Consider the following 12,889-nt stretch of genomic DNA (forward strand, 5'->3'; position numbering starts at 1 on the left):
GGAACCAGGCGCCGCAAGCAGCGCCTCGCCGCCATGGGAGAAAGTGCCGTTCTTAAATGACGAAGTCCTTATCACCGCCCGGCGCGAGTAACATATCTGGAGTTCGAAACTTGATGAAGTGCGTTTGGTCGCCGGTCTTCCCAGCTAGCACAGCCGGTTCCCCAACCAGTCATCCTTCTAGTCCATGAAGGACACCGGACGCCAGCGACCGGACGCGACACATTGCGCTCCGCTTGCCTGCTTCGGAAAAAGCAAGGCCTCCCGAAGCAGACCTGCAATGTCATAAAGCCGCCGAATCGACTTCTAGCTTATGGCTTGCAACCTCCTTACATCGAAGCAGCTCGTCGCCGTATGCCGTCATCGCTGGTCCCCACGCCACATCACGGTGAGAGGCCATAACCTGTACGTCGCGCCATTGACGCTGGACGACGCTATCTGCTGTAAAAGACGACGCACTCCGTGCCAGCCCGAACTACTGTATGGCAAATCGTATAGCCGAAGCCATCGCGCTCAGTCAAAAGTCGATGACTTGTTCCTGCGCCCCACTCAACAAAACACTCGGTTTTTTCGACGTCCGACAGACTTCGCAAAAACATGATTACTCCGGTTGCGAGATGAAAGATAGCGGCTACACGCACGATGGGCAGGCTAGCTAGATTTATGTAGATTTTCTACATTTCAAGGATAGGTGCACCGAAAACACGTCGACCAATTAATAATATAATTGTCTAATAATTTATAGAATAGCAGCTTTACCCTGGTAACTATCGAAAGTTGGACGACCGCTCGGGGCCGCACCGGGACGGTCGCTACTCAGCGACTGACGACGGGGCTCATGCGAAAAGCATGAGACAGCAGTCGGCCAGAAGCGGTCGTTTAGTTTCCGTTTTCGCGTGACCGATGTTGAGACCAGATCGGACATTCGCGATTTGCGTCGTGGCCTGTGTATCGCCGTCGCGAGTCTCCGGTTCGTCCGTCGCGGCACCGATGCCGAGGACGTTGTGAGACATGGAGCCGGGTTTGGCTAGGCCGTTACCTGAGCATTCCAGATCCGGTCGCACGTCTGGGTGATCAGTGCTCTCATCCACCGATGCGCGGGATCGCGATCATTCCGGGTGTGCCAGGCCATCTGACATTCGAAGGGCGGAAGCTCAATGGGCACTTCGCACGAATGGATTTGCTTCCCGAGCGCATGCGTGCGTACGACGCCCGCGGGCAACACACTGATCAGGTCGGACGCAAGCAGGAGCGCCGGTACGCCGGAGAAATTATTCAACGTCATTGCGACCCGACGACGTTTGCCGAGGCGTTCGAGCGCGGTGTCAGCAAAACCTACCGGACTTCCTGAGAGTGAGACGAGCAGATGATCGGCATTGAGAAAGTCCTCCTCGGTAAGGCCAGCATTCGCAAGCGGATGTTTTGAGCGCATGGCGCAGATCCAGTTTTCGATGAAGAGCCGCTGAAGCCGGATATCCCCGCCCATGGGCTGGAGTCCGCCCATGCAGATGTCGGCGTCGTTATTGCGAAGCTGCCTGCCCGTTTCCTGGCTCGTATAAGGCACTGCGAGAATTCGAACCCCGGGTGCATATTTCTCAACGTGTCCGCGCAGCAAGGGCCAAAGAGCGCCCGACAGGTAGTCGGTCACCGCCACCCTGAAGGCGCGTGTCGATGTCGCCGGATCGAACTTCACGGGCGAGACAGCCGTGCGGATCTGCACGAGCGGATCCTGAATCTCGCGCCAGAGCGCCTGTGCCTTCGCCGAGGGCTTGATGCCGCGCCCAGACCTTGTGAATAGCGGGTCTTCCCAGACAACGCGCATTCGAGCGATGGCATTGCTGACAGCCGACTGCGTCATCGCCAAACGTTCAGCGGCCTTTGTCACCGACCCCTCGGTCATGACGGCATCGAAGATCGAAATCAAATGGAGGTCAACGTCTTTCATCGCAGGGAATGAGCCACACATCATTTCCGGTGATATTACTCCCATGAAGCATTGATTGGACGCTCAAGTACGCGCGCCGTAATCTGCACCCAGATCGCGGTGGAGCAAGTCTCGACCCGACAAAATCAGCGAACCGTATGCCCCACCCGCTCGAGGCGCCACAGGCGCCCGGAAAACCAACGGCAGCCCCAATAGCAACCGTGCTGGCGCGGGTTAGTCGTGATGCGGAACATGCATACGCAATCATTTTGGATGGAGTCAACATGTCACAAACTCTCGCAGGAAAAATCGCCCTTGTAACGGGTGGCTCACGCGGCATTGGCGCCGCAACCGCTCTCCAGCTTTCCTCCGAGGGCGCAATTGTCGTGATCAGCTATTCAAACAGTGAGGGCCGGGCGAAAGAGGTCATCGGGAAGATCGAGGCATCCGGTGGAAAGGCCATCGCACTGAAGGCCGATCAGGCGAACCCGGTTGAGGTCAAGGGGCTGGTCGGGGAAGTCGTCAAGCGCTTCGGCAAGCTCGACATTCTGGTCAATAACGCCGGTGTCTTCGAAACGGGCAGCGTCGCCGAAACCATCGACACATCGGGCTTCGAACGCCAACAACGTATCAATTACGAAGCGGTGGTGACCGCAATTCGCGAAGCCGCCAAGGTCATGGGCGACGGTGGCCGGATTATCTCTGTCTCCTCGGCCCTTGCACTTCGTTCGACCTGGCCCGGACTGGCTGACTATAGTGCGACAAAGCGTGCCGTCGAAGGCTATACGAAGGGTGCGGCCCGCGATCTGGGTCCCAGGGGCATTACGGTTAATGCCATCGCTGCCGGCTCGACCAATACGGAAATGAATCCGGATAGCAGCCCGTTTGCCGAGGCACAAGCCGCAGCAACAGCACTCGGTCGTTTTGGGCGCGCCGAGGAAATCGCGTCGGTGGTCGCATTTATCGCGAGCCCTGCCGCGAGCTTTGTCACGGGTTCAATCATCCCTGTTGACGGCGGCTATAGCGCCTGATGCATAACCCACTGGGCGGCTCGTTCTGAGGCGCCGGATGAAGTCGCACGATTCGCATGTGTCCGGGTCGTGCGGCATTGATTTTCGAAGGAGTAGAGAGAACGGATAGTTCTCCTGTCGTACTCGTCACCGGAGCGCTTTCCTGGATCGGCCGCGCAACGGCCCTTGCCTTCGCCAGGGAGCAGGCAACGGTCGCTCGCGGGGCTGCATGCATCTCGTGAGACAGATCCCGGGCAGGAACGGCCAGTCGACCTGGTCATCCAGATCGTCGACAATCATCCGTCTGTCCAGGAACCGCCCGGAGATGTATATGTGTCGTGGATCAGGATAAACGGAACTGAGTTGGATACGGCCTGGTCTCCCGTCGTACTCGCTTAACACAGCACCAACAACGAAACTTCGGCATGTCAACGACGTACCTGCGCCAGTATTACCAGAACATTGAACAATGGTTGGCGCGACCATACGGAGCCGAAAGCTTTGCGATGACGCTTGGGGCGAGATTCGCTATCATTTCCATCGCTATATGCCTTTCAATATCCGCCCAGATCGCCATCAGCGCGGCCTTGTTCGCATTTACTGGGAAAAGGTCACTCGCGCCTCAAGCTCTGGCTGGATATTCCAACATGATGCAGCTATTTGGCGACTCGCTCTTAGCACCTTTGCTAGAAACACTGCTCGTTCAAGTCTCCGGGATTTTCATATTCCGTAGATTGCTGCGTGCGAACTGGACAGTATCGTGCGTCGCAGTGGGGTGTATTTTTGGTGCGCTGCACGGGTATGGGGGTGCGGCGTTGCTGAAGCTATCGCTAACCGGAATCCTGCTTACAGCGGTGTATGTGATCGAAAAGAGAAAAAGCGGCAAGCCGATACTAATGACGTTTGTCACGCACAGCATCTACAACACGATTTTGTGGATGGGCCGGAATTAGGGCCGGTGTTCGCGCGGCTGAGCGACGCGGACGGCGCCGCGCGGCCACAACCCGCCGTTCTACAAGCGGACGAACCTGTCATTGGAGCGACTGCATCGATATGGCGGAGCAAACCGACGTGTTAATCAGGAGAGCCGGACGGCGTTCGGACGCTGTCCGGCCACAACGAGCCATTCGACACGCCTGCAGCAGTCGTCAACAATCTGGCCTCGAAGCTTCCCACTCGTCACGGCCAGCCCGCTGCCCAATCTCAAAGTGCGAGGCCGTAATGGACGAAAGTGACTCGTCGCTCGATAGCCGACTTCAACGCTTCCTGGCAGACCGGGCTGTAACCGGCGCTTCCGTGGCATACGTGCGCGAAGACGCGATCGACGCTGCCGCGACTGGCCTGAAAGACGAAGCCACGGCTGATGTCATTACAGTCGACACCGTGTTTCCAGTGGCGTCGCTAACGAAGCCAATCGTATCGTACGCTGTGCTCCAGCTTGTGGATGCTGGCGTGCTGGATCTCGACGAACCGCTCTCTCGTTCGATTGCGCCAGTCGTACCTGACGATCCGTTGTCTGCTCTCATTACCCTGCGCCATGTCCTGACACACACGTGTGGTCTAACAGCAATCGCGGGTTGCGACTGATGGAAGACGTTACCCGCGACATATTGCCAGGAAACCATGCTGCGATTCGTTGGCTGGCAGAGAACGTCGGCGAATAAGCTTGCAACAGGAACATTGCTCCCGCATTGGCGCAACTCAGGTCCTGTGAGTCGGTCGTTCTGCATCCGTTTGTCGCCCGCCTGCGAGCTAAAGGCATTGTTCGACAAGCTCAGGCCAAAGTCCGCTTGCCAGGCCAGCACGACTGTCGCGCCAGGGCGGACAAAGCGTCTCCCATCGGGATGTTTATCCGGTCAGCCGTAGCAGCCATACTGTCGCTCATTCACAGGGAAAGGCCGTGGTCTCGACGCACAGCTCCCTGCCACGAGGCTCACTCACGACGCGACGGACATGCTTACCAAAGACGCAATCGACTCAGGCAGCTACCTCCAGCATTTCGAATCGATAGCCGGGCTGTGGACACTGGAGCAGATTGACGCGTCGCTTCGACACACCCTGCGTGCGAAGCCATCTCCCGTAGAACACGTGTGGATATTCGCCTACGGATCGCTGATGTGGAATCCGATGATCGAATTCGAAGCATGCCGGGTCGCGACGCTCGCCGGATGGCAGCGCAGCTTTTGTCTCAACATGACGATCGGCCGCGCGACTAGCGCGGAACCCGGTCGGATGCTCGCGCTGTGCCCCGAAGGCACAACGCACGGCCTCGCGTTTCAACTACAGACAGCCACGCTCAACGAGGAATTGCGGCGCGTCTGGATTCGCGAAATGGCGCTGGGATCATACCGGCCGATATGGGCGCCGGTGCAACTCGAGAATGGCGCTGCGACGCCGGCAATCGTGTTCGTCGCGGACGAGTCAAGCGCGCAGTTCCGCACGGACGCGACCGTCGACACCGTGGCGCCCCTCATCGGCAGCGCCTCGGGGAAATTCGGCACAAATACCGAATATCTCTTCAAACTCCATGCCACGCTCACGACGTGGCGGCTCACCGATGCATATATCGAGTCGATCGTCGCTGCGATGCCGGACGATGTTCAACGTACGATTGAAATGCCCGCCTCACGCCTGGTTTGTTTGAACGAAAAGTAAGCCGCTTTTCGAGGCATGACGATAAACCATGGACAAATTTCAGGCGATGCGCGTCTTCACTCGCGTAGTGGAGTGCAACAGCTTTTCCGCCGCGGCCGATTCGCTACAGATGCCGCGCTCCTCCGTCACCACCTGTATTCAGCAGCTTGAGTCCTGGCTGAAAGTCCGCCTGCTCAATCGCACCACCCGGCGCGTTCGCGCGACGCCCGATGGCACGGCCTACTATGAACGCTGCGTGCGGATTCTCGCGGAAGTCGAAGACTCGGAGGCCTCCTTTTCCACGCTGGTTTCGCCGCGCGGCAAGCTCAAGGTCGACCTTCCTGGCTCGCTCAGCCGCCTAGTCGTCGTTCCGGCGCTCCACGAATTTCACGCGCGGTATCCCGACATTGACCTGATGCTCGGCGTGAGCGACAAACCCGCCGATCTCGTGCAGGAAGGCGTGGATTGCGCGATCCGTATGGGTCACTTGCCCGATTCGGCGCTCGTTGCGAAACGCATTGGTGCGTCCGAATTCGTGACCGTCGCAAGCCCCGGCTATCTTGCGCGATACGGCAAGCCGGACACATTGGGTGATCTGCAGTCGCACGTCGCCGTCAATTACTTTTCGAGCCGGACCGGGCGCATCGTCGAAATGGATTTCGTGCAGCAAAGCAAACCTGTACGCGTCCCCTTGCATTCGAAGCTCGCCGTCAATGATGCAGACGCCTATCTCCAATGCGGATTGCAGGGGCTGGGACTGATCCAGATTCCGCGCTTCCTCGCTTCCGGGCATTTGCGTGCCGGCGATCTCGTCGAAGTGCTGGGCCGCTGGCGCCCTCTGCCCTTGCCGATCTGGGCGGTTTATCCGCAGAGCCGCCATCTCTCACCGCAGGTGCGCGTCTTCGTCGAGTGGATAGAACAGCAATTCGACGCCTGTTACCTGCTTCGCAAACAGGCAACGCGGTCGCCGATTGCGGCGCCCATGACCGCTTCCAGCGCGTACGAAGGCGCCGCCGCCCACAGCCAGGCGGTCATGACGAACTGATAATCGGCACATAGCGATTGTCGCTTCGAGAGATACAAAGCGACCACGTTTCCCTACTTTATTCCCCGAAACGCGACGCCCATACTCCCGTCAACGCTCGCCGCCCAGCGTTGAGCTTCGAAGATCGTCGGGCATGAACCAGATCCCCAACTCAAAGATTTCGCTCACAGTAATTTCTTATTAATTAGGAATTCAAATTATGTACGCGCATCGCAAGCGGCTCGGCGCCGCGCTAGGTTCTCTGGCCGTCATAGGCGCCGTCGCCGGTTTTGGCTACTTCCGCGGCGATCTGGCAAGCCCCGTTGTTACAGCCCACGCTGCCGACACTCAGCCAACCGCCACCGAAGTCGACGTCGCGACCGTGCTGTCGCAAACCATCACCGACTGGCAAAGCTATTCGGGGCGGCTCGAAGCCATTGACCGGGTGGACGTCAAGCCGCTCGTGTCGGGCGCGATCGTCGCCGTACACGTCAAGGACGGCGCGCTCGTGAAGCAGGGCGACCCGCTCTTCACGATCGACCCGCGCCCCTACCAGGCCGAAGTCGACCGCGCGGCCGCGCAACTCGCCGCCGCTCAGGCGCGTGCAACGTACACCGCAACCGATGCAGCGCGCGCCAATCGTCTGCTCGCCGATGACGCCGTCGCGAAGCGCGACTACGACGAGAAACAGAACGCAATGCGCGAAGCCGCCGCCGCCGTCAAAGCCGCCCAGGCCGCGCTCGAAGCCGCACAGGTGAACCTCGGCTATACGAACGTGGCCGCGCCTGTGAGCGGCCGCGCATCGCGCGCGGAGCTCACCGTGGGCAACGTGGTGACGGCGGCCGCCAACGCGCCCGTACTGACCACGCTCGTTTCGGTTTCCCCGATCTACGCGTCGTTCGACGTCGACGAGCAAACGTATCTCCAGTACCTCGGCCGCGATCGCAATGCGAAGGTGCCGGTCGCAGTCGGCCTCGCGAACGAAGACGGCTATTCGCGCAAGGGCGTCATCACGTCGGTCGACAACCGGCTGGATACGACGTCGGCGACGATTCGCGTCCGCGCGACGCTAGAAAACAGCGACGGCGCGCTCGTGCCCGGTCTCTATGCGCGCGTTCGCGTGGGCGGTGGCGCGCCCCATCCCGCGATCCTCATCGACGACGCCGCCGTGGGCACCGATCAGGCACGCAAGTACGTGCTCGTCGTCGACGCCTCGAACAAGGTCCAGTACCGCGAAGTCAAGCTCGGTGCAATGCATGACAACCTGCGCGTGATCAGCGCGGGCCTGAAGCCAGGCGAGCGCATCGTCGTCAACGGCCTCATGCGCGCGCGTCCCAACGACACCGTCGCCCCGCACATGGTTGACATGACGGGCGCAGCGAAAACGGCCAGCTAACCCTGCCGGGAGTCCATCATGAACATCTCGAAGTTCTTCATCGACCGGCCTATTTTCGCGGCCGTGTTGTCGGTGGTGATTCTCCTCGCGGGCATCATCGCCTTGACGCAATTACCGACCGCCGAATATCCGGAAGTCGTGCCGCCTTCGGTCGTCGTTCGCGCGCAGTATCCTGGCGCCAACCCGAAAGTGATCGCGGAGACCGTTGCCGCGCCCATCGAGGAACAGATCAACGGCGTCGAAAACATGCTCTACATGCAGTCGCAGGCCAACAGCGACGGCAACATGACGACGACCGTGACCTTCAAGCTCGGCACCGACCCGGACAAGGCCCAGCAGCTCGTGCAGAACCGCGTGTCGCAAGCCATGCCGCGGCTTCCCGAGGACGTGCAGCGCCTTGGCGTCACGACCGTCAAGTCATCGCCAACGCTCACCATGGGCGTGAATCTCGTTTCGCCGAACGACCGCTACGACCTCACGTATCTGCGCAACTATGCGCTCATCAACATCAAGGACCGCTTCGCGCAGGTTCCGGGCGTGGGCGAGGTGGTGCTGTGGGGTTCAGGCGATTATTCGATGCGCGTGTGGCTCGATCCCACCAAGGTTGCGCGCCAGAACCTCACCGCCGCCGACGTCGTGAAGGCGATTCGCGAGCAGAACGTGCAGGTGGCGGCCGGTATCGTCGGCGGCGCGCCGATGAGCACGAATATTCCGCTGCAATTGAGCGTGAATGCGCAAGGCCGCCTCAAAAGCGAAGACGAGTTCCGCAACATCGTCCTCAAGACTTCCGCCGATGGCGCGATCACGCATCTGGGCGATGTCGCGCGCGTGGAAATGGGGGCATCGGATTACGCGCTGCGCGCGGGCATCGACGGCAAGAAGGCTGTGCAAATCATCATCTTTCAGCAGCCCAACGCGAATTCGCTGCAGATTTCCGATGACATCCGCAAGCTCACGGCCGAAATGCAAAAGGACATGCCCGAAGGCGTGAAAGCCGAGATCGTCTACGACCCGACGCAGTTCGTGCGCGAGAGCATCGACGCCGTGGTGCACACGCTGTTCGAGGCCATCGTGCTGGTCGTCATCGTCGTGATCGTGTTCCTGCAAACCTGGCGCGCCTCGCTGATCCCGCTGCTTGCCGTGCCGGTATCGATCGTGGGCACGTTCTCGCTGATGCTGGCGTTCGGCTTCACCATCAACGCGCTTTCGCTGTTCGGCATGGTGCTCGCGATCGGCATTGTCGTCGACGACGCGATCGTGGTGGTCGAAAACGTCGAGCGCAATATCGCGGCGGGGTTGAGTCCGCTCGAAGCGTCATACGAGGCGATGCGCGAAGTGAGCGGCCCGATCATCGCCATCGCGCTCACGCTCGTGGCGGTGTTCGTGCCGCTCGCGTTCATGTCGGGCCTGACGGGCCAGTTCTACAAGCAGTTCGCGATGACCATCGCCATCTCGACGGTGATCTCCGCGTTCAACTCGCTCACGCTTTCGCCCGCGCTTTCCGCGCTGCTCCTCAAGGACCATCGCGCGCCGAAAGACGGTCTGACGCGTGCCATGGACCACGTTTTCGGGCCTTTCTTCAACCTCTTCAACAAGGTATTCCAGCGCGGCTCCGAAGCTTATGGCAAGGGTGTGAGCGGTATCGTCAACCGCAAGCTCGCGATGATGGTCGTCTATGGCGTGCTGCTCGGCGGCACGCTGCTGCTCGGCAAGAACGTGCCCGGCGGCTTCGTGCCGGCGCAGGACAAGGACTACTTCGTCAGCATCCTGCAGTTGCCCGCCGGCGCGTCGCTCGATCGCACCGAGAAAGTCGTCGACGAAATGGGCGAGATCGCGCGCCGCCAGCCCGGCGTGAAGCACACCACCGAGTTCCCGGGCCTGTCCGTGACGGGCCTCATGAACTCGTCGAGCAGCGGCCTCGTGTTCTCGGTCACCAATCCCTCGAAAGAGCGCGGCAAGGGCGAAAAGGCGGCCGATATCGTCGGCGGGCTGAACGCGCAATACGCGCGCATCAAGGACGCCGCGATCGCGACGTTTCCGCCTCCGCCGGTTCAGGGGCTTGGCACGATCGGCGGCTTCAAGCTGCAGATCGAGGACCGCGGCGCGCTGGGTTACGAAGCGCTGAACCAGGCCACCCAGGCGTTCCTCGCGGCGGCCGCGAAAGCGCCCGAACTCGGACCCGCGTTTTCGAGCTATCAAATCAATGTGCCGCAACTGAACGTGCAACTGGACCGCGAGAAGGCGAAGCAACTGGGTATCTCGGTGACGGACGTTTTCGACACGATGCAGATCTATCTCGGTTCGCTCTACGTGAACGACTTCAACAAGTTCGGCCGCGTCTACCAGGTGCGCGCGCAGGCCGACGCGCCGTTTCGGGCGACAGCGCAAAGCATCCTCGATTTGAAGACGCGCAACGACAAGGGCGAGATGGTGCCGCTCTCCTCGGTCGTGAAGGTCACGCCGACGTATGGCCCAGAAATGGTGGTGCGCTACAACGGCTACCTCGCCGCCGACATCAATGGCGGACCGGCGCCCGGCTATTCGTCGGGTCAGGCGATGGCGGCGGTCGAGCGCATTGCCGCGCAGACCTTGCCGCGCGGCATCAAGTTCGAATGGACCGATCTCACGTACCAGCAGATCCTCACGGGTAACGCCGCGTTGTGGGTGTTTCCCATCAGCGTGCTGCTCGTGTTCCTCGTGCTCGCGGCCATGTACGAAAGCCTCACGCTGCCGCTCGCCATCCTGCTGATCGTGCCGATGAGCATTCTTTCGGCCCTGTTTGGCGTCTGGCTCACGCGCGGCGACAACAACATCTTCACGCAGATCGGGCTGATGGTGCTCGTCGGTCTCTCCGCGAAGAACGCCATCCTGATCGTGGAATTCGCGCGCGAACTGGAGATGCAAGGGCGCTCGATCGTGCGCGCCGCGATCGAAGCGAGCCGCCTGCGCCTGCGTCCGATCCTCATGACGTCGATCGCTTTCATCATGGGTGTCATTCCGCTCGTGATCTCGACCGGAGCCGGCTCGGAAATGCGTCGCGCCATGGGCATCGCCGTGTTCTTCGGCATGTTGGGCGTGACGCTCTTCGGCCTGCTGCTCACGCCGGTGTTCTACGTGATGCTGCGCAAGCTCGCAGGCGGTAAGCCGCTCAAGGACAAGCACGGCCGTCACCCACACATTCACGGCCCCGACGGGCACGAGGCCGGCCCCGACAACGAACGCGCCGCGTCCGCAGCGACCCGCGCCATTCGCGAATCCGCGACTCACGAATAAGGAGCATCATCATGCGCAACCGATTCTGGAAATCCGGCTTCAGCGGCTCGCTTTTGCTGAGCGCGCTGCTCGCTCTCGCGGGCTGCTCGCTGGCTCCGCACTACGACGTGCCCGCGGCACCCGGTGTTGCCGGGACGTTCAAGGAAGCGCCGCAACCGGCGCTCGCCACCGAAACGGTGGGCACATGGAAGACGGCGCAACCCTCGGAAGACCTCGCGCGCGGCGAATGGTGGAAAGTCTTCGACGACGCCACACTCGATGCGCTCGAACAGCAAGCGCTCGACGCGAACCAGAACCTGAAAGCAGCAGCGGCGCGCGTGAGGGAAGCGCGCGCCCTGAACCAGACCGCGCGCGCCGGCCTGTTCCCCACGCTCGATGCGGGCTTCGGCCCGACGCGCGAGCGGGTGTCGGCGGCATCGTTGTTCGAGCCCGACGGCAGCAACGTGCCGCAACAAACCTTCTGGCGCGCGCAGGCAAGCGCGTCCTACGAGGTGGATCTGTTCGGTCGTGTAGCATCGACCGTCGACGCCGCCCACGCCGACACGCAGCAAAGCGAAGCGCTCTATCGCTCAGTTCTGCTGACGTTACAGGCAGACGTGGCACAAAACTACTTTGCGCTGCGCGAACTCGACGCCGAAGCGGCGGTGTACGCGCAGGGCGTGGCCTTGCGCGAGCACGCCTTGCAACTCGTGCAACGTCGCTATGCCGAAGGCGATATCGCCGAACTCGATCTGCAACTCGCCCAGGCCGAACTCGCCGCGGCGAAGTCCGATGCGATGACCGTGCAGCGCTTGCGCGCGGCGTCGGAACACGGCCTCGCCGTTCTGCTCGGCAAGGCGCCCGCTGATTTCTCGGTTGCCGCGAATCCGCTTGTGCCTGTCGATCTGCGCATTCCGCCGGGCCTGCCCTCGTCGCTGCTCGAACGGCGTCCCGACATCGCCGCCGCCGAACGCTCGATGGCTGCCGCCAACGCGCGCATCGGCGTGGCGAAGGCGGCGTTTTTCCCGTCGCTCACGTTGACGGGAACGGGCGGCTTCGAATCGGCTACGCTCGGCGACCTCTTCAAATGGAGCAGCCGCGCGTTCCTGCTCGGCCCGCTGGCGGGAACCGCGCTCACGGTTCCGCTATTCGACGGCGGCCGTCGCAAGGGCAATCTCGCGAATGCGCGCGCCGTCTACGACGAGGATGTCGCGAAGTATCGTCAGCAGGTGCTCGTCGCGTTCCGGGAAGTCGAGGACAATCTCTCCGACATGCGGATTCTGGAAACGCAAACGCGCACGCAGGACGACGCGGTGAAGGCCTCGCAGCGCGCGGCGGATCTCGCGCGCAAGCAATACACGGAAGGCGCGGTGAGCTATCTCGACGTGATCGACGCGCAGCGCGCCGTGTTGCAGGCAAGGCGCTCAGCGGTTCAGCTTCAGGGCGTGCAGGCCGCGGCCACCGTCAACCTGATACGCGCGCTGGGGGGCGGCTGGGGAGAAACGTCGCAGTCTTCGATGTCCGCGCCCACGCTCGGCTCGACAACGCCCGAGATGCCGACGCGAACCGAGGTCGCGCAACGCTAACGGAGAAAGCGCGACACCAGACGAAAAACCCGTCCAGAGCATCGGACGGGTTTTTGCGCTACACAG

Annotated in this window: 10 protein-coding genes; 8 read left to right on the forward strand and 2 right to left on the reverse strand. The window is 61.3% G+C overall.

The features are described 5' to 3' along the window. Window positions 1-280: 280 nt before the first annotated feature. Together B0G62_RS32725 and B0G62_RS16910 are read right to left on the reverse strand one after the other, a co-directional pair. Complete coding sequence (locus B0G62_RS32725; protein ID WP_219906124.1) at window positions 281-466, reverse strand: hypothetical protein; 186 nt, start codon at window positions 464-466, stop codon at window positions 281-283. Window positions 467-1,024: 558 nt separating this feature from the next. After that, window positions 1,025-1,942 (reverse strand): LysR family transcriptional regulator, encoded by a 918-nt coding sequence (locus tag B0G62_RS16910; protein WP_167401293.1) that lies wholly within the window; start codon window positions 1,940-1,942, stop codon window positions 1,025-1,027. Between the two features lie 263 nt (window positions 1,943-2,205). Here B0G62_RS16910 and B0G62_RS16915 point away from each other — a divergent pair, with 263 nt between their 5' ends. The 8 genes from B0G62_RS16915 (at window position 2,206) to B0G62_RS16950 (ending at window position 12,823) form a co-directional block, all read left to right on the forward strand. After that, on the forward strand, window positions 2,206-2,952 hold the full coding sequence (locus B0G62_RS16915; RefSeq protein WP_103705360.1) for an SDR family NAD(P)-dependent oxidoreductase: 747 nt from the start codon (window positions 2,206-2,208) through the stop codon (window positions 2,950-2,952). A gap of 404 nt (window positions 2,953-3,356) precedes the next feature. Further along, window positions 3,357-3,884: a CPBP family glutamic-type intramembrane protease gene (locus B0G62_RS16920; RefSeq protein WP_103705361.1), complete on the forward strand. Its 528-nt coding sequence runs from the start codon at window positions 3,357-3,359 to the stop codon at window positions 3,882-3,884. A gap of 268 nt (window positions 3,885-4,152) precedes the next feature. After that, window positions 4,153-4,518: a serine hydrolase domain-containing protein gene (locus B0G62_RS16925; RefSeq protein ID WP_167401294.1), complete on the forward strand. Its 366-nt coding sequence runs from the start codon at window positions 4,153-4,155 to the stop codon at window positions 4,516-4,518. 366 nt (window positions 4,519-4,884) lie between these two features. Continuing rightward, entirely contained in the window at window positions 4,885-5,586 is a 702-nt protein-coding gene (locus B0G62_RS16930) for a gamma-glutamylcyclotransferase (RefSeq protein ID WP_103705363.1), read from the forward strand. 28 nt (window positions 5,587-5,614) lie between these two features. Continuing rightward, window positions 5,615-6,610, forward strand: coding sequence for a LysR family transcriptional regulator (locus B0G62_RS16935; protein WP_103705364.1), 996 nt, complete (start codon window positions 5,615-5,617; stop codon window positions 6,608-6,610). A 199-nt stretch (window positions 6,611-6,809) separates the two neighbouring features. Continuing rightward, window positions 6,810-7,985 carry an efflux RND transporter periplasmic adaptor subunit gene (locus B0G62_RS16940; RefSeq protein WP_103705365.1) on the forward strand — a complete coding sequence of 392 codons (1,176 nt, stop codon included), beginning with the start codon at window positions 6,810-6,812 and terminating at the stop codon, window positions 7,983-7,985. 18 nt (window positions 7,986-8,003) lie between these two features. Beyond that, window positions 8,004-11,258, forward strand: coding sequence for an efflux RND transporter permease subunit (locus B0G62_RS16945; RefSeq protein WP_244193284.1), 3,255 nt, complete (start codon window positions 8,004-8,006; stop codon window positions 11,256-11,258). Window positions 11,259-11,269: 11 nt separating this feature from the next. Next, window positions 11,270-12,823, forward strand: coding sequence for an efflux transporter outer membrane subunit (locus B0G62_RS16950; RefSeq protein ID WP_103705366.1), 1,554 nt, complete (start codon window positions 11,270-11,272; stop codon window positions 12,821-12,823). Window positions 12,824-12,889 lie beyond the last annotated feature (66 nt).

Source organism: Paraburkholderia eburnea (assembly GCF_002917095.1).
Lineage (GTDB): Bacteria > Pseudomonadota > Gammaproteobacteria > Burkholderiales > Burkholderiaceae > Paraburkholderia > Paraburkholderia eburnea.